This window comes from Stenotrophomonas sp. 05N37, from assembly GCF_056397365.1.
Genome location: NZ_JBFTNG010000002.1, coordinates 725,016 through 741,753, shown reverse-complemented (window position 1 = coordinate 741,753; position 16,738 = coordinate 725,016). Strand labels below are relative to the sequence as shown.

Sequence of the window (16,738 nt, the reverse complement as noted above, 5' to 3'; positions counted from 1 at the left end):
AAAGCCTGCTCCCTTCGTCTAGAGGTTAGGACGTGGCCCTCTCAAGGCTAAAACAGGGGTTCGAGTCCCCTAGGGAGCACCAGTCGCGGTGCAGGAAGCCAAAAACCCCGCCCCGGCGGGGTTTTTGCGTTGCAGGGCCGGGCCCGGCTCATCCCTCCATCTGCTCCAGCTCCTTGCCTTTGGTCTCGCGCACGTACCGCAGCACGAAGACGATCGAGACCGCCGCTGCCGCCGTATAGATGCCATACGCCCCGGCCAGGCCGATCCCGGTCAGCAGCACCGGGAAGCTGACGGTAATGGCGAAGTTGGACGTCCACTGCGCCGCGCCGGCCACCGCCAGGCCCGAGCCGCGGATCTGGTTGGGGAACATCTCGCCCAGCATGACCCACATCACCGGGCCCCAGGACATGTTGAAGAACACCACGTAGACGTTGGCCGCGACCAGCGCCAGGCGGCCCATGCCATCGGACAGCTGCAGCCGCCCGCCGTCCAGGGTGCCGCTGGCGAAGGCCACGGTGACCAGGGCAAGCGACACGGCCATGCCCAGCGAGCCGATCCACAACAACGGCCGCCGCCCGATCCGGTCGATCAGCACGATGGTGAGCAGGCACGCCCCGATGCTCAGCGCCCCGGACAGCACGTTGATCAACAGCGCGTCGTTCTCCGAAAAGCCGACCGCCTGCCACAGCACCGCACCGTAGTAGAAGACCACGTTGATCCCGACCAGCTGCTGGAACACGGCCAGGCCGATGCCGATCCAGACAATCCGGCGCAGCCGCCCGCTGGTCGTGTCGAGCAGGTCCGAGAGCCGCGGGCGGTGCGCCTCGCCGGCCAGCGACCCGTCGATCTCGGCCAGTTTGGCCCTCGCCTCGTCCGGTCCGTACAACCGGGTCAAGACCGCCATCGCCTCGTCCTGCCGGCCCTTCACCACCAGGTAGCGCGGACTCTCGGGAATGCGCAGCAGCAACACCAGGAACAGGCCCGAGGGCAGCGCCTGCATCCAGAACATCCAGCGCCAGGCTTCCTGCCCGAGCCACAGCGGCTCGGTCGAAGCCCCGGCGGCGCGCGCCAACAGGAAGTTGCTGAGGAAGGCACAGAACAGCCCGCTGATGATCGCCATCTGCTGCACCGTGGCCAGGCGCCCGCGATAGCGCGCCGAGGCGACCTCGGCGATATAGGCCGGCGACATCACGCTGGCCGCGCCGACCGCGAAGCCCCCGACCACCCGCGCCAGCACGAATACCGCCGAACTGTGCGCCGCGCCGGCCCCCAGCGCGGACAGCAGGAACATCACTGCGGCGATGATGAGCACCCCGCGCCGGCCCAGCCGATCGCCAAGCCGCCCGGCGAAGAACGCGCCGAACGCACAGCCGAGCAGCATCGAGGCCACTTCGAAGCCGATCCCGGCCTGGCTGGACTGGAAGGTCTGCTTGAGCCCGTCCACGGTGCCATTGATCACGCCGCTGTCGAAGCCGAACAGGAAGCCGCCAATGGTGGCCACGCAGCTGATCAGGACGATGAAGCCGGTGTTCTCGCCGCGGGCGACGGATCGGGGAAGCGCTGTGGACATGGACGCACCTTGCCGGGGAAGGGGGACGGCCGCCAACCGCGCGACCACGGGATGGCCGCAGCGTCGCACAGGTCCGCCCCGCAACACCATGCCGCCCAGCCAGCATGGCCCGGGAACGACGCTCGCTGTCGCGCCGCGCCCGATCCCCACGATCCGTTGCCATCAACGCTGGCAGAATGCCCGACCCGCCGCCCCTGCCCGCCCTGATGACGCCTGCCATTTCCACCACCCCCTCCCTGCTGGTCGACAGCCGTTGTACCCATGGCGAAGGCGCGCTGTGGTCGCCGCGCCGCCAGTGCCTGTTCTGGGTGGACATCAGCGAGCGACGCCTGTGGCAGTACCTGGCCGCCGATGGCAGCCGCCGCCACTGGGACCTGCCCGACCGCCCCGGCTGCCTGGCCGAGGGTGAAGACGGGACGCTGCTGCTCGCCCTGGCCGGCTCGCTGCAACGCGCCGACATCGATGCCGCGGACGGCACCCTGGCGCTGCAGTGGCTGGCCGACGTGCAGCCGGAGCACCCGGGCACGCGCAGCAACGATGGCCGCACCGACCGCGCCGGCAACCTGGTGTTCGGCACCATGAACGAAGATCCTGCGCGCGAACCGCTGGGGCGCTTCTACCAGTACAGCGCGCGCCACGGCCTGCGCCCGCTCGACCTGCCCGGCGTGGTGATCCCCAACGCCATCTGTTTCAGTCCCGATGGCGGCACGATGTACTACTGCGACTCGGTGCGCCCGGAAATCTGGTGCTGCGACTACGACCCCGCGCTGGCGCGTTGCCACCGCCCGCGCCTGTTCGCGCGGCTGGAGGACCGCAGCTGGGAACCGGACGGCGCCATCATCGATGCCGAGGGCAGCCTGTGGAATGCGCAGTGGCGCGCTTCGCGCGTGGTGCGCTACGGCGGCGACGGCCGGATCGAGCGGATCGTGCCGATGCCGGTGACCAACCCCACCTGTGTCGCCCTGGGCGGAGCCGACCTGACCACGCTCATGGTGACCAGCTCGCGCCTGGACCACAGCGCCGAAGCGCTGGCGGCCAGCCCGCATGCCGGCGGCGTGTTCGCCATCGAGACCGGCCTCGCCGGCCTGCCCGATGCCCCGTTCCGCTGGTGATCGCGGCCGGCCACCCCCTCCGTTGCAGCGCCAAGTGAGATCCAATCCCGCGCCGACGCCCAACCTGTTCTAGAATTGTCCGGCTTACTGTCGGATTCAGATCCAGCCATGCCTTTTGTCGTCACCGAAAACTGCATCAAGTGCAAACACACCGATTGCGTGGAAGTGTGCCCCGTGGATTGCTTCCATGAAGGCCCGAACTTCCTGGTGATCGATCCGGACGAGTGCATCGACTGCACCCTGTGCGAACCGGAATGCCCGGTCAACGCGATCTTCCCCGAAGACGACGTGCCCGCCGGGCAGGAAGTGTTCGTGGGGCTCAATGCCGAACTGGCCAAGGCCTGGCCGGTACTGACCGTGCGCAAGGACCCCCCCGCCGACGCCGGCGACTGGGACGGCAAGCCGGACAAGCTGCCGCTGCTGGAGCGCTGAGCAACGCAGCGTGCGGCACTGAAAAAGGGCGCCATGGGCGCCCTTTTTCATGTCCGGTAGCGCCGAACCACGCTCCACTACCCAGATCCGGTAGAGCCAAGCCATGCTCGGCTGCCCCAATCCGGTAGAGCCGAGCCATGCTCGGCTGGCCGATCCGGTAGCACCGAGCCATGCTCGGCCCCCCCAATCCGGTAGAGCCGAGCCATGCTCGGCTGGCCGATCCGGTAGCACCGAGCCATGCTCGGCCACCCAAATCCGGTAGAGCCGAGCCATGCTCGGCCACCCAAATCCGGTAGAGCCGAGCCATGCTCGGCTGGCCGATCCGGTAGCACCGAGCCATGCTCGGCCACCCAAATCCGGTAGAGCCGAGCCATGCTCGGCTGCCCTAATCCGCTCGGGTGGCCGATCCTGAAGCAGCCGAGCATGGCTCGGCTCTACCAGGGGGCCTGATCGCGGGGCACTGCACCCGGGACCGCCGCCCGCGGCCACGGACCCGGACAACGGCCGGGTCCGCATGCCCTCTTACGGCGCCAGCTTCGCCTTCAGCTCGGCCAGCAGCTTGGTCGGGGCGGCGCCGGTAGCCGGCAGGCCACGCGGATCGACCGCCGAGACGTAGGCGCCCGCTTCCACGCCGACGACGCGGACCAGGAAATCGCTGCCTTCATAGGCCACGTCGTAGGAGCCCAGCAGCTGGGCCTTGCTGGCGATCTTCACGCCGGCCACGCCTTCCAGCGCGGTGCCGACCTTGCCGAACACCTCGTCCTTGCTGCCCGGCACGGTGAAGCCGGCCGCGTTGGCCTGCGACGCAGCAGCCGCCGGTGCCGCGGGGCGGGCCTGCGAGGCCAGCGCGGGGACCTGGGCGGCCGCGCTGCTGCCGGGCACGTTCAGATCCGGCGGGACTTCCAGCGGACGCATTTCCGGGGCCAGCGCATAGTCGCCCTTGGCGCCACGCTTGAAGCAGCCGGTGGTGCCCACCAGGGTGGCGGTGGCCAGAATCGCGAAGGACAGCACGCGGAGGGCGGAAACGGATTGACGCATGTGAATCTCCTGGGTGACCACTGTCGATCAGTGGTTGGATAGTGCTTCCAGCGCACCGATGTCGGTGGCCAGGTGTTCGGCAGCGGCATGGTGGGCCGCGGAAAGGGACAGCAGCGGCAGGCGCAGGCCGTGGCCGATGCCGATCCGGCGCAGCAGGTCCTTGACCGGGATCGGGTTGGGCTCCACGCCGCAGAATGCATGGAACGGTTCCAGGCGGGCATCCCAAGCCTCGGCGGCGTCGCGCTCGCCGGCCGCGGCCAGCGCGCACATGCGCCGGTATGCGCCCGGCAGGGCGTTGGAGCCGACCGAAATCAGGCCGTCGACGCCGGACAGGATCGAGCGCGCCGCGGTGCCGTCATCGCCACTGAGGATGGCAAAGTCCGCCGAACGCAGCGCCAGCAACGCCTGCACGCGACCGACATCGCCCACCGCTTCCTTGATGCCCACGATGTTCGGATGGGCGGCCAGCGCGGCCACGGTCTCCGGCAGCATGTCGCAGCCGGTACGGCCGGGCACGTTGTACAGGATGACCGGCAGGCCGCCCTGGTCGGCCACCGCGCGGTAGTGCGCGATCAGGCCTGCCTGGGTCGGGCGGACATACGGCGGGGTCACCACCAGTGCATGGGTCGCGCCACTGGCGGCCGCGCGGCGGGTCTGCTCGATGGTTTTCGCCGTGCCCGACAGGCCGGTCCCGGCCAGCACCGGCACGCGTCCGGCCACGGTTTTCACCGCGCTGCGCAGCAGCTGGTCGTACTCGTCGTCGGACAGGGTCGCGGCCTCGCCGGTCGAACCGGCCACCACCACCCCGTGAACACCACCCTCCAGTTGCAGGTGCAGCAGGCGCTGCCAACCGTCGGGATCCAATGCGCCATCGGCCTGGAAAGGCGTGGCCAGCGCGGTGATGAGACCGGAAAGGGACAAGGAAACGTTGCTCGGAAGAAAGGGGGCACCCGGTGGGCGTAAACGCCGGCCGGATGCAGGTTGCATGTTACTTGCGGGTCGAAAGCACGGGCAAGTATGCTGGACTCCGGCGAACGTGCCGTCGTCGGCCGTTCAGACTCACCTTGTATCACCCGGAACCACCTTGACCGACACCACGCCGCGGCCTGCGCCGACCGAAAACCATCTCCTGATCAACGCCTACACGACGCATCCGGAGTCCCCCCTGCTGCCCGTCACCCGGCGTATCGCCGACAGCGGCTGCAACCTGGTCGATGCCCGCCTGGCCACCGTCGGCCGCGATGTCTCGGTGACGGCACTGGCCACCGGCTCGTGGGATTCGGTGGCCAAGCTGGAAGCCATGCTCACCCGCCTCGAGCGCGAAGAGGGCCTGAAGCTGGTGTGGTACCGCACCGGCGCCAAGCAGGCGCAGTCCAACCTGCTGCCCTACATCGTGGAAGTGATCGCCGCCGACAAGCCGGGGATCCTGTTCCAGCTGGCCGATTTCTTCGACCGCCAGGGCATCACCATCGAGAACCTGCAGAGCACCCGCTATCGCGCGATGCAGACCGGTGCGGAAATGTTCTCCGCGCAGGTCACGATCGGCGTGCCGGCCAACATGCATATCGCGGCGCTGCGCGACGATTTCCTCGAGTTCTGCGACCACCTGAACCTGGACGCCATCATGGATCCGATGAAGTTCTGATCTTTCGCGCGTTCGTCACGGGCGCGCGATGTTTCATGCAAGTGCAGTGACGCACCGCTGTAACAGCTTTGCCCCAGGCTCCGGAAAAAGGACCTCATGAACATCGGCGACACCCTGGACAGATCCACCCTCGATCTCCCGCTGGCACTGTCCGGCGGTGACACCACCACCCTCGGCACGCTCGCCGGCCAATGGCTTGTCCTGTACTTCTATCCCAAGGACAGCACGCCCGGCTGCACGACCGAAGGCATCGACTTCAACGCCCTGCTCCCGCAGTTCACCCAGGCCGGCGCCCGCGTGTTCGGCGTCTCCCGCGATTCGGTCAAATCCCACGACACCTTCTGCGCCAAGCACGGCTTCGCCTTCCCGCTGATCAGCGATGGCGACGAAGCGCTGTGCACCGCCTTCGATGTGATCAAGCTGAAGAACATGTACGGCAAGCAGGTGCGTGGCATCGAACGCAGCACCTTCCTGATCTCACCCGACAGTCGTATCGTGCAGGCGTGGCGCAAGGTGAAGGTGGCCGGCCACGCGGATACCGTGCTTGACGCCCTGAAGGCCGCGAAAACCCAGTGACCAACCCGGCACCCCCCAATGGCCATCACCCTGCCCCGCAGGTCGTGATGGCTTGCCCCTGTTCTGCCACCAGGAAATGACGATGACCCGAGGCAAGCGCATCTACGTTCTGGATACCAACGTGCTCATGCACGATCCGACCGCGCTGTTCAAGTTCGAGGAGCATGATGTCTACCTGCCGATGCAGGTGATCGAAGAGCTGGACAACGGCAAGAAGGGCACCACCGAGGCGAGCCGCAACGCACGCCAGGTCAGCCGTTTCCTCAACGAGCTGGTGCAGGCGTCGGGCCTGGACAACCTGGCCGATGGCATCCCGCTGCAGCGCCCCAACGGCCTGCAGCTGCGCGGCAAGCAGAGCGTGGGCCTGCTGCGCTTCCAGACCAGCCACTTCGACGCGGGCAAGAGTTTCGGCGCGGTCATCCCGGACAACGCCATCCTCGGCGCGATCCTGGCGCTGAAGGAGCAGATCCCCGAGATCCCGGTGGTGTTCGTCTCCAAGGACATCAACCTGCGGATCAAGGCGGCGATCGCCGGCATCGTGTCCGAGGACTACGAAAACGACCGCGCGCTCGACGATTTCAGCCTGCTCTACACCGGCGCCACCGAGCTGCCCGACGACTTCTGGAAGAAGCACACCGACAGCCTGCGCAGCTGGAGCGACAAGGGCCGCACCAGTTACGAGATCATCGCCAGCGAAGACGAGAGCTGGCATCCCAACCAGTACGCCTACCTGCCCGGCGACGATGAAGTCGAACTGCGCGTGGCCAAGGTCGACGGCGACAAGGTCACCCTGTCGCTGGTCAATGATTTCCGCCATGGCAGCCATGCGGTGTGGGGGATCAGCGCGCGCAACCGCGAGCAGAATTTCGCGCTCAACGCACTGATGGACCCGGAGATCGATTTCGTCACCCTGCTCGGCACCGCCGGTACCGGCAAGACCCTGCTGGCACTGGCCGCCGGCCTGGCCCAGACCATGGACCAGCAGCGCTACCGCGAGATCATCATGACCCGCGCCACGGTCAGCGTCGGCGAGGACATCGGCTTCCTGCCCGGCACCGAGGAAGAAAAGATGACCCCGTGGATGGGCGCGCTCACCGACAACCTGGAAGTGCTCACCCACACCCAGGAAGGCGGCGCGTGGGGCCGTGCGGCAACCAACGACCTGATCGCCAGCCGGATCAAGATCCGCTCGCTCAATTTCATGCGCGGGCGTACCTTCCTGTCGCGTTACCTGATCCTGGACGAAGCACAGAACCTCACCCCCAAGCAGATGAAGACCCTGATCACCCGTGCCGGCCCCGGCACCAAGATCGTCTGCCTGGGCAACGTCGAACAGATCGACACCCCGTACCTGACCGAGACCACCTCGGGCCTGACCTACGCGGTGGACCGCTTCAAGAACTGGCCGCACAGCGCCCATGTCACGCTGCGCCGTGGCGAGCGTTCGCGCCTGGCCGACTACGCTTCGGAGGTGTTGTGAACCAGTCCCTGTCCCGTGCCGTCCTGCCGCTGGCGCTTGCCGCGCTGGTGGCCGCGTGCACGCCCGCCAACACGCGGCCGGGCGCCAGCGTACCGACCGCGGTCAAGACCGGCCAGTCCTGGGTGGTGACGCGACCGATCGTCGCCGCCCAGGTGCTCGATACCTGCTCGCGCGACAGTCCCGGCCGCGAGGCCGGGCGGGTCACCGGCTACTGGGCGCCCAGCCGCAAGGAGGTCGAACAGCTGGAGGCAGCCCTGCCGACCCTGGAGGCACAGGTGCCCAAGGTCGTTGATTTCGATCGCCAGTACGTCGGCATCGAAATGAACGGACGCAAGCTGATCTACCTCAATGCCTTCCACCTCCCCGACGATGCCGACATCGATCCGGCGCGCGAGGCGATCCGGGTCTGCGACGGGGGCAGCCAGTTCTGGGGCGCCGTATTCGATCCGGCCAGCGCGCAGTTCACCGACGTCCGCTTCAACGGCGCGCTCGACACCCCCTGAGCCTGCCGTGGCCACGCCCATCCAGGCTCGATGAGCATCCGGCTGCCCACCTGGGTATGGATCGGCGCGGTCGCGTTGTCGTGCGTGGCCGGCATGGTCAACGTGGTCGGCTTCCTGGGGTTCGAACACCAGGCGGTCAGCCACATGACCGGCACCACCAGCCAGCTCGGCATGGCGCTGGCGCAGGGCGACTGGCGCGTCGTCGGGCACCTGTGGGGCCTGCTCATCGCGTTCTGCCTGGGCGCGATGCTCAGCGGCATGATCATCCAGGACAGCGCGCTGCAGCTGGGCCGGCGCTACGGCGTGGTCCTCACCCTGGAATCGCTGTTGCTGCTGGCGGCCATTCCCCTGTTCAAGCAGCAGCAGATCTGGGGCGCATTGGCCGCCGCCATGGCCTGCGGCCTGCAGAACGCCATGGCCACCACCTTCAGCGGCGCGGTGGTGCGCACCACCCACCTCAGCGGCATGTTCACCGACCTGGGCATCGGCCTGGGCCACCTGCTGCGTGGCCTGCCCCTGCCGATCCGGCGCCTCACCCTGAGCGGGCTGATCGTCAGCGGCTTCCTCGCCGGCGGCGTGATCGGCGCAGCGTTGTTTCTCCGCTTCGGCTACGACGCCCTGCTCGCCCCGGCGCTGCTGACCGGCTGCACCGGCCTGGGCTACGTGCTGTACCGGCAATGGATGCTGCTGCGCCGGCCCTGAAGCAATGCCGCGGCAAACATTGCACAATCAGCGCATGACCCCGCCCGCCCCTGTTTCCGCCCTGACCATCGCCGGTTCCGATTCCGGCGGCGGTGCCGGCATCCAGGCCGACCTCAAGGCCTTCGCCGCGCACCGCGTCCATGGCCTGTCGGCGATTGCCGCCCTGACCGCGCAGAACACGCGGGGGGTGACCGCCGTGCACGTGCCGCCGCTGGATTTCCTGCACGCGCAGATCGAGGCCTGCTTCGCCGACTTCGACATCCATGCGGTGAAGCTGGGCATGCTCGCCAATGCGGAGGTGATCGAGCTCGTTGCCAGCGCGCTGGAGCGCCATCGCCCCACCCACGTCGTGCTCGACCCGGTCATGGTCGCCACCAGCGGCGCCAGGCTGCTGGAGGACAGCGCGCTGCGGGCCATGCGTGAGCGACTGCTGCCGCTGGCCACGCTGCTGACCCCGAACATCCCCGAAGCCGAGCTGCTGCTCGGGCGCACGATCAGCAGCGCCGACGATGCCGAGAACGCCGCCGCCGCGCTGCTCGACCTTGGCGCTGGCGCGGTGCTGCTCAAGGGCGGCCACCTGCATGAAGGCCCGCGCGTGATCGACCGCTATTTCGATGGTGTCAGCCACGAAGAGTTCATCCATGCGCGCTTGCCGGTCGATGCACATGGCACCGGTTGCACGCTGGCCTCGGCCATCGCCGCGCAGCTGTGCCAGGGCCTGTCGCTGCCCAATGCCTGCGAGGCGGCGATCGACTACGTCGCGCGCGGCCTGCAGGGCGGCTACTACCCGGGCCGCAGCGAGGTCCTGGTGATCGACCACTTCGGCGCAGCGCGACCGGCATGATCGACGCGCTCGCCGTACCGATCACCGCCGCCGACGGCCACCGTTTCGAACTGCTCGCCCGGGTACCCGCGCAGCCGCGCGCACACCTTTTGTGGCTGCCCGCGCTGGGCGTGGCCGCGCGCCATTACCTGCTGCTGGCCGATGCCTTGGCCGCACATGGCGTGGCGGTGTACCTGCACGAGTGGCGCGGCAACGGCAGCAGCAGCCTGCGCCCCTCACGCACGCAGGATTGGGGCTATCGCGAGCTGCTCACGCTCGACCTGCCCGCCAGCCTGGCCCAGCTCGCTGCGGGCGCCCCCACCCAAGGCGTCATTGGCGGTCACAGCCTCGGCGGACAGCTGGCCTGCTGCTTCGCCGGGCAGCATCCCGGTGTTTTCCAACGCCTGTGGCTGGTCGCCAGTGGCACGCCCTACTGGCGCACCTTCCCGGCCCCGCGCGGCTGGACCCTGCCGCTGATCTACCGGTTCCTGCCGTGGCTGGCACACCGCCAGGGCGTGCTGCCCGGTCGTCGGCTCGGCTTCGGCGGCACCGAGGCGCGCGGCCTGATCACCGACTGGGCCAAGGTGGGGCTGAACAACCGCTATGCCGGCGCGGGCATTGGCGAGGATCTTGAAGCCGGGCTGCGTGGGGTGCGCGCGCGCGCCACCGCCGTGGTGATGGAACAGGACTGGCTGGCCCCGGCCACCTCCATGCACGGCCTGCTGGCCAAGATGCCGCAGACGACCGCCACGCTCAGCGGGGTGTCGCCCGCCGCGCTTGGCGTGCGTGCGGATCACTTCGCCTGGATGACCGCCCCGCAGGCCGTGGCCGCGCTGCTGTTTCATTCATTGGAATGAAGATCTTCACAAAAGCGTTGACGAATGCGGCCTGCATCCGCATAATTCCGCTCCTGTTGACGCGCCCGTAGCTCAGTTGGATAGAGTACCTGGCTACGAACCAGGCGGTCGGGAGTTCGAATCTCTCCGGGCGCACCATCAACAGGTTGCCGGCTCCGCCGCCGGCATCAGCAGTACAACGTGATGTAAATGCGCCCGTAGCTCAGTTGGATAGAGTACCTGGCTACGAACCAGGCGGTCGGGAGTTCGAATCTCTCCGGGCGCACCATTACATCGCGCGGCAGGCCTGCCCTGCCCTCTTGTCGAATGTGGCGACACACCGACGGGAAATACAACCAGACAATGCAAATGCGCCCGTAGCTCAGTTGGATAGAGTACCTGGCTACGAACCAGGCGGTCGGGAGTTCGAATCTCTCCGGGCGCACCATTGCATCGACGAAGACGGCAGCCATCGGCTGCTGTTTTTTTTTGCTTCTGCGCCCCCATGCGGGGCAAGCACGAAGCGCGCCTTGGATCTTTTCCCGCGCGGCCGCTTGGCGAGCCGGTGGGCCGGGCGCTGGGCCCGACCCACCGACTGACACAGGAAGAGCCTGGCTTCGGCATGCGTACCGCAAGCCGAGCCCGTAGTGGCCGGTACGGGGCCATACACTCGCGACACACCCGGAGCGAAGACACCGCTCGATGCATGCGGGCAGTGTGCCTGGAGCCGGCCAACGGCCGGCACTACCCGACGACGGAACGGCGCATCACCCGCGCGGCGTGGCCGCCACCTGCGCCATCGCCATTCGATCGGCCTCCTCGGGGATCTCCGGCGCCGCGCAGTGCGCGCCGGCACGCGTTTCCTGCGCGAGCCAGTCGTCGACCACCCCGCCCAGCAGATCCACCCGCAACGGCAGGGTGATGTGGTCTTCGCCGCGCATCTCGATGTAATGCACCCGCGGACTCGCCGCCGCCAGCCGTCGCCCCTGGCTCACCTGCACATGCTGGTCGTCCTGGCCATGCAGCAGCAGCACGCAGGCGCGCGTGTCGGCCAGCGCGCGCGTCACATCGACACGATCCAGGTCCAGGTCCAGCCGCTGGCTGGCAGCCACGATGACCTGGTTGATGTCCTGGTCGCCGTAGCGCCAGCGGCCGTAGGCAGCCATCGCCTGCGCCTTCCAGGCGGTCGGCTGCAGCGACATGAGGTGCGGGATCATGCTGCGGATCGCATCACCGGCATTGGCGAATGACTCCATCGCCACCACGCCGGCAACCTGGTCGCCGAGCTTCTCGGCGGTGAACAGCGCGGTGGCCGCACCGTAGGAGACGCCGAACAGATACAGCGGCCCGACCACCTCCCCGCGCGCCTTCAGCGCGGCGATGACGTCGACCACGTCATCCGATTCGAAGGTCCCGTAACCGGACGGGCCCGCACCGGAATGGCCATGGTTGCGCAGGTCGATGGTGACCACCCGGTAGCCGGACTGCGCCAACTGCAGCGACCACGGCAGCATCGCATCACCGTTCATCATCCAGCCGTGCAGCAGCACCACCGTGCCGCGCGGCGCCTGCGGCCGGAACGGATGCGGCAGGTCCAACGCCATGCCGGTACGCAGCGGCTCGCCGTTGTCGTGCTGCTGGGGCAGATACTCATACCGCACCCCGTACTGACCGGGATCGAACGCACGCCAGAAGATCGGCACGCCGGCGCGGCCGGTGACCCGACCATGGCGGTTGGGGACGCTGTCCACCGCTTCGGCGATGCGCGGCATGTCCAGCAGCGTGGACACGCCACCGGGCGCGATCAGCCGATCGCTCAGCGAGGTGGAGGCAGCGGTGGAGGTCAGGGAGGAGCAGGCAGCCAGCCACAGGCCGGCCCCGGCCAGCAGCAACAGCAGCAAGCGCTTCATGGGGATAGGGGCGAAAAACCAGACGAGTCCGACAGGTTACCGATCGTGCCGGCGGCGCTCTATCGCATCCGGATGACCATTCAATGACAGCGCAGGAGGCATTCAGCCACCTCCCGCTGCGGTGGCTCAGCCCAGCCAGCCCTCCATGGTCGGCCACCAGCCTGCCAACACCGCCGGCCGCTGCATGCGCTCGCGCCACCACGTCAGCGCGGCCCCCTCCTCGCCGGTGCGCCAGGCCAGCCAGAACGTCTCGTCCGGCTTGGGCTCCTCCACCTGTTTGATCACCAGCCTGCCATCCCGCACCGCCTGCCGGACGTACGGCTCGGGCAGGAAGCCGAAGCCCAGCCCGGCGCACTGTAGGCGGAACTTGCTGACCATGTCCGGCACGGTAACCGTCTCCTGCCCCATCAGCAGCCCGACCGTGCGCGGCAGCAGCCGCCGTGCCGAATCGGCCACGGCGATCGCGCAGTGGGCGGCCAGCTGCTCGCGGCCCAGCGGTTCGGGCGCGGCTGCCAATGGATGGGAGGGCGACACGGCGAACACGAACTGCACCACGCCCATCGGCTCGACGACATAGCCCCCGCCACTGGGCCCCTCACCCGCCGCACCGACCAGCAGATCCGCACGTCGGTCCAGCAGCGCTTCCCAGGTGCCCGACAGCGATTCACTGATCAGCCGCATCCGGGTCTGTTCCGCCACCGCATTGAAGGCGCGCACGTCCTCGGCCAGCAGCGCCGGCACGAACATCGAGTCGACCGCCACCGTCAGCTCGGCCTCCCAACCGGACGCCACCCGCCGCACGCGCATCTCCAGTTCACGGGCTGCCCGCAGCAGATGGCGCCCCTCCTCCAGCAGCGCCTCGCCTGCCGGGGTCAGGTGCGCGCGCGGGCCCACCCGGTCGAACAGCTGTACGCCCAGGTCCTCCTCCAGCTTGGAGACGGTATAGGAGATGGTCGAGGGCACCTTGTGCAGGGCCTTGCCGGCGGCGGCGAACGAGCCGCGGCGGTCGATGGCGTCCAGGATCTGCAGGGCGTCGAGGCTGAGCTTGAGCATTCGAATTTTTCGATGATGGCTTGCGAAACTATCCGTTTTTCAACGCGCCGGAGCAAGCGGATACTGGCCGCAACAGGAAAGGGACCGGCATACGCCGCCCGGACCACCATCGAAACCGTCGAACACCGAGGAGATTCACCATGCTGCAGATCCGCAAGAGCAACACCCGTGGCAAGGCCGACCATGGCTGGCTGAACTCCATGCACACCTTCTCCTTCGCCAACTACTACGACCCGCGCTACACCAGCTTCGGCCCGCTGCGGGTGATCAATGAAGACCGCGTCCAGGGTGGCCAGGGCTTCGGCACGCACAGCCACAGCAACATGGAGATCATCTCCTACGTGCTGGGCGGGGCGCTGGAGCACAAGGATTCGATGGGCACCGGCTCGGTGCTGCGGTATGGCGACGTGCAGCGCATGAGCGCGGGCAGCGGGGTCAGCCACAGCGAGTTCAACCACTCCGCCGACGAGGCGGTGCACTTCCTGCAGATCTGGCTGTTCCCCGACCAGGAGAACATCACCCCGAGCTACCAGGAAACGCATTTCGCGCCGGACACCAAGCGCGGCCAGCTGCGCCTGATCGCCTCGCGCGATGGTCGTGAGGGCTCACTGCTGATCCACCAGGACGCGAACATCTACGCCACGATCCTGGACGGCGACGACCGCGTCCACCTGCCGCTGGCCCCGCGCCGTGGTGCCTATGTGCAGGTTGCCCGCGGGCAGCTGCAGGTCAACGGCATCACGTTGGACACCGGCGACGCACTGCAGGTCACCGACGAGGCGCAGCTGACGCTGGAAAACGCCAACGACGCGGAAGTGATCGTGTTCGAGCTGGCCCTGTAACCACCCGGCCGCAGACGCCGACACTCCGGTTGCCCGGGGTGTCATTGGTGGCCTGGATCAGAACCTGTAATTCAGGGTCAGGCGCACGTTGCGCGGCTCACCCCAGGTGTAGGTGCTGTACCAGCTGAAGATCGTGTAGTAGTGCTTGTCCAGCAGGTTGTTGACGTTGAGCGTCGCCGAGAGCTTGTCGTTGAACTGGTACCGCGCCATCGCATCGAGCAGCCAGTAGGGCTCGGTGCGGTGGACCTGGCTTCCGCCGGTGGCCGGGTTGGTGATCGTGCCGAACGTGCTGCCCTGCCAGCGCGCGCCGCCGCCGAGGCTCCAGCCGTCGGCCGCACCGGTGAGGCGGTAGCTGGTGTGCACGCTGAACTGATCTTCCGGCTCCAGCGTGGAGACCTTGGTGGACTGCTGGCGCGCGATCTTGTGCGCGTAACCGCCCTGGATCTGCCAACCTGGCGCCAACTGGCCCGATACCTCCAGCTCATAGCCCTTGGTGCGCACGCCCATCAGGCCTTCATAGGCGATCCCGCCACTCGGCGTCCTGCCGCCGGTCGGCTGCGCGTAGTTGTCCTGCTCCAGCTGGAACACCGCCGCACTGGCGTTGAGGCGACCCTCGTAGAACTCCGCCTTCAGGCCGGCTTCGTAGCTGCGCCCTTCCAGCGGATCCAGCACCCGGCCCTGCTCATCCTGGTTGCCCTGCGGCTTGAAGATGGTGCTGTAGCTGGCGAACACCGAGAAGTTGCGGTTGAGGTCGTACACCAGGCCGGCGTATGGCACGACCACGCCGCTCTCGTCGGTGTCCGGGGATGTGTAGTTGGCGATGCGGCTGCCGACGATCAGCTTGAGCGGATCGGCCAGGTCGAAACGGCCCACCACGTAGGCACCGCTTTCGCGGGTGACCTGGTTGTCACCGTAGCCCCACTGCCAATCCGGCTCGGGTACATCGCCGGTCCAGGCGTAGTAGTCGGCGACGTCACTCACGTAGCCCGGCTGCGGCGAGTAGCCGTTGTTGACCCAGCGCTTGCGCGACACGCTGCCTCCGACCACCAGCTCATGCTGCCGACCGAACCACTCGAACTTTCCGCTGACGTACAGATCGGCCGCGTTGCTGGTGGTCTTGCCGATGTACTGGCCCAGCCACATGCTCACGCCCTCCCCGGTGACCGGATCCGGGTTGCCACCGGCCGCGGCGCCCAGCGAGGCGTCATAGCCGTTGACCTGGTGGTTGAGCTGCAGCTTGGCGACCCAGTCATTGCCGAAGGTGTGTTCCAGCGTGGCGAAGCCGGTGCGGGCGTACTGGCCCCAGCGGCTCCAGCGCGCGCCGTTGTTGAACGCGCGCGGCATGTCGTTGAAGTTGCCTGCACTGTCCAGCAGGGGAATACCGCCCCAGCTGGAACCTTCCGGATCGCTGTCCTGGTAATCGGCACCGACGGTCAGCAGCGTGCTCTCGCCGAGGTCGGCTTCGAGGATGCCGTAGAACACCTCATTCCTGCGCTGGTAGTGGTCGACGTTGGAATGCTTGTCCTGGTAGGCGCCCACGACGCGGCCGCGCACGCGCCCGCTCTCGGTGAGCGGGCCACCGACATCGACCTCGGCGCGGTAGCTGTCCCAGGAACCAACGCCCAGCGTGGCACTGCCGGCCAGCTCGCGGGTGGGCTTCTTGCGCACCAGGTTGATGGTCGCGCCCGGGTCGCCCATGCCGGTGAGCAGGCCGGTGGCGCCCTTGAGCACTTCCACGCGATCGTAGATGGCCATGTCGCTGAGCGTGTTGCCGGCCGAATACGCCGAATCGCGCGCCATCGGGATGCCGTCGTACTGGAAGTTCTGCACCGCGAAGCCGCGCGCGTAGTACTCGGTGCGCTCGCTGTCGTAGGTGACGATGCTCACGCCCGGCGTGACCTTCATGACGTCATCGATGCCGTTGAGGGCGAAGTCGTTCATTTCCTGCCGCGTAATCACGCTGATCGACTGCGGGGTCTGGCGCGGGCTGAGCACCAGACGGGTCGCGGTGGCGATCGTGCCGGGCGTGTAGGAATCACTGCCTTCCGTCACGGTGCCGAGCTGATTGGCGGTGACCTGCACGGTCTGCAACGTCTGCGCACTGTCGGCGGGGGGCGCATCTTCCGCGCGCACGCTGCCGGGCGCCGTGGCCAGGCCAAGCGCGGCGGACAGCGCCAGTGTCAGGACGGAGGACGACGGGGTGACGGGACGGCGAC

Annotated in this window: 16 protein-coding genes and 4 tRNA genes; 14 read left to right on the top strand and 6 right to left on the bottom strand. The window is 67.8% G+C overall.

Translation table 11 applies throughout. The features are described 5' to 3' along the window. Nucleotides 1-7: 7 nt before the first annotated feature. Nucleotides 8-82, top strand: a tRNA-Glu gene (locus AC1DGC_RS10040). Between the two features lie 66 nt (nt 83-148). On the opposite strand, the gene AC1DGC_RS10035 is transcribed toward AC1DGC_RS10040, so the two are convergent. Beyond that, nucleotides 149-1,570 carry a sugar porter family MFS transporter gene (locus tag AC1DGC_RS10035; RefSeq protein WP_394164435.1) on the bottom strand — a complete coding sequence of 474 codons (1,422 nt, stop codon included), beginning with the start codon at nt 1,568-1,570 and terminating at the stop codon, nt 149-151. 206 nt (nt 1,571-1,776) lie between these two features. Between AC1DGC_RS10035 and AC1DGC_RS10030 the strand changes: the two genes are divergently transcribed. After that, on the top strand, nt 1,777-2,682 hold the full coding sequence (locus AC1DGC_RS10030) for an SMP-30/gluconolactonase/LRE family protein (RefSeq protein ID WP_478047815.1): 906 nt from the start codon (nt 1,777-1,779) through the stop codon (nt 2,680-2,682). Nucleotides 2,683-2,790: 108 nt separating this feature from the next. After that, nucleotides 2,791-3,114, top strand: coding sequence for a ferredoxin FdxA (fdxA, locus tag AC1DGC_RS10025; protein WP_259204648.1), 324 nt, complete (start codon nt 2,791-2,793; stop codon nt 3,112-3,114). Between the two features lie 522 nt (nt 3,115-3,636). Here the strand turns inward: fdxA and AC1DGC_RS10020 are convergent. Together AC1DGC_RS10020 and dapA are read right to left on the bottom strand one after the other, a co-directional pair. Continuing rightward, complete coding sequence (locus AC1DGC_RS10020) at nt 3,637-4,152, bottom strand: hypothetical protein (RefSeq protein ID WP_259204646.1); 516 nt, start codon at nt 4,150-4,152, stop codon at nt 3,637-3,639. 27 nt (nt 4,153-4,179) lie between these two features. Continuing rightward, complete coding sequence (gene dapA / locus AC1DGC_RS10015) at nt 4,180-5,073, bottom strand: 4-hydroxy-tetrahydrodipicolinate synthase (protein ID WP_259204644.1); 894 nt, start codon at nt 5,071-5,073, stop codon at nt 4,180-4,182. Between the two features lie 163 nt (nt 5,074-5,236). Between dapA and AC1DGC_RS10010 the strand changes: the two genes are divergently transcribed. The 10 genes from AC1DGC_RS10010 (at nt 5,237) to AC1DGC_RS09965 (ending at nt 11,165) form a co-directional block, all read left to right on the top strand. Next, entirely contained in the window at nt 5,237-5,797 is a 561-nt protein-coding gene (locus tag AC1DGC_RS10010; protein ID WP_019183297.1) for a glycine cleavage system transcriptional repressor, read from the top strand. 96 nt (nt 5,798-5,893) lie between these two features. Then, nucleotides 5,894-6,373 carry a peroxiredoxin gene (locus AC1DGC_RS10005; RefSeq protein WP_478047760.1) on the top strand — a complete coding sequence of 160 codons (480 nt, stop codon included), beginning with the start codon at nt 5,894-5,896 and terminating at the stop codon, nt 6,371-6,373. Nucleotides 6,374-6,455: 82 nt separating this feature from the next. Beyond that, nucleotides 6,456-7,853 carry a PhoH family protein gene (locus AC1DGC_RS10000; RefSeq protein ID WP_394164437.1) on the top strand — a complete coding sequence of 466 codons (1,398 nt, stop codon included), beginning with the start codon at nt 6,456-6,458 and terminating at the stop codon, nt 7,851-7,853. Beyond that, nucleotides 7,850-8,356: a hypothetical protein gene (locus AC1DGC_RS09995; RefSeq protein ID WP_478047759.1), complete on the top strand. Its 507-nt coding sequence runs from the start codon at nt 7,850-7,852 to the stop codon at nt 8,354-8,356. The genes AC1DGC_RS10000 and AC1DGC_RS09995 overlap by 4 nt, the downstream gene beginning before the upstream one ends. A gap of 30 nt (nt 8,357-8,386) precedes the next feature. Then, a complete protein-coding gene (locus tag AC1DGC_RS09990; protein ID WP_478047758.1) occupies nt 8,387-9,058 on the top strand; it encodes a YoaK family protein in 672 nt (223 codons plus the stop codon). Nucleotides 9,059-9,092: 34 nt separating this feature from the next. Then, nucleotides 9,093-9,902: a bifunctional hydroxymethylpyrimidine kinase/phosphomethylpyrimidine kinase gene (gene thiD / locus AC1DGC_RS09985; RefSeq protein WP_394164440.1), complete on the top strand. Its 810-nt coding sequence runs from the start codon at nt 9,093-9,095 to the stop codon at nt 9,900-9,902. Then, entirely contained in the window at nt 9,899-10,738 is an 840-nt protein-coding gene (locus tag AC1DGC_RS09980) for an alpha/beta hydrolase family protein (protein ID WP_478047757.1), read from the top strand. Before thiD ends, AC1DGC_RS09980 begins: the two co-directional genes overlap by 4 nt. 61 nt (nt 10,739-10,799) lie before the next feature. Further along, nucleotides 10,800-10,876 (top strand) — tRNA-Arg (locus AC1DGC_RS09975). A 53-nt stretch (nt 10,877-10,929) separates the two neighbouring features. Beyond that, nucleotides 10,930-11,006, top strand: a tRNA-Arg gene (locus AC1DGC_RS09970). Between the two features lie 82 nt (nt 11,007-11,088). Next, a tRNA-Arg gene (locus AC1DGC_RS09965) sits at nt 11,089-11,165 on the top strand. 319 nt (nt 11,166-11,484) lie between these two features. Here the strand turns inward: AC1DGC_RS09965 and AC1DGC_RS09960 are convergent. Beyond that, nucleotides 11,485-12,627, bottom strand: a complete 1,143-nt coding sequence (locus AC1DGC_RS09960; protein ID WP_478047756.1) for an alpha/beta hydrolase — start codon at nt 12,625-12,627, stop codon at nt 11,485-11,487. A 126-nt stretch (nt 12,628-12,753) separates the two neighbouring features. Further along, the gene (locus AC1DGC_RS09955; RefSeq protein WP_259204627.1) at nt 12,754-13,680 is read right to left on the bottom strand and encodes a LysR family transcriptional regulator; all 927 of its coding nucleotides are present in this window, start codon (nt 13,678-13,680) and stop codon (nt 12,754-12,756) included. Nucleotides 13,681-13,820: 140 nt separating this feature from the next. Between AC1DGC_RS09955 and AC1DGC_RS09950 the strand changes: the two genes are divergently transcribed. Continuing rightward, entirely contained in the window at nt 13,821-14,522 is a 702-nt protein-coding gene (locus AC1DGC_RS09950) for a pirin family protein (RefSeq protein WP_259204626.1), read from the top strand. A gap of 57 nt (nt 14,523-14,579) precedes the next feature. On the opposite strand, the gene AC1DGC_RS09945 is transcribed toward AC1DGC_RS09950, so the two are convergent. After that, complete coding sequence (locus AC1DGC_RS09945) at nt 14,580-16,676, bottom strand: TonB-dependent siderophore receptor (RefSeq protein ID WP_478047814.1); 2,097 nt, start codon at nt 16,674-16,676, stop codon at nt 14,580-14,582. Nucleotides 16,677-16,738 lie beyond the last annotated feature (62 nt).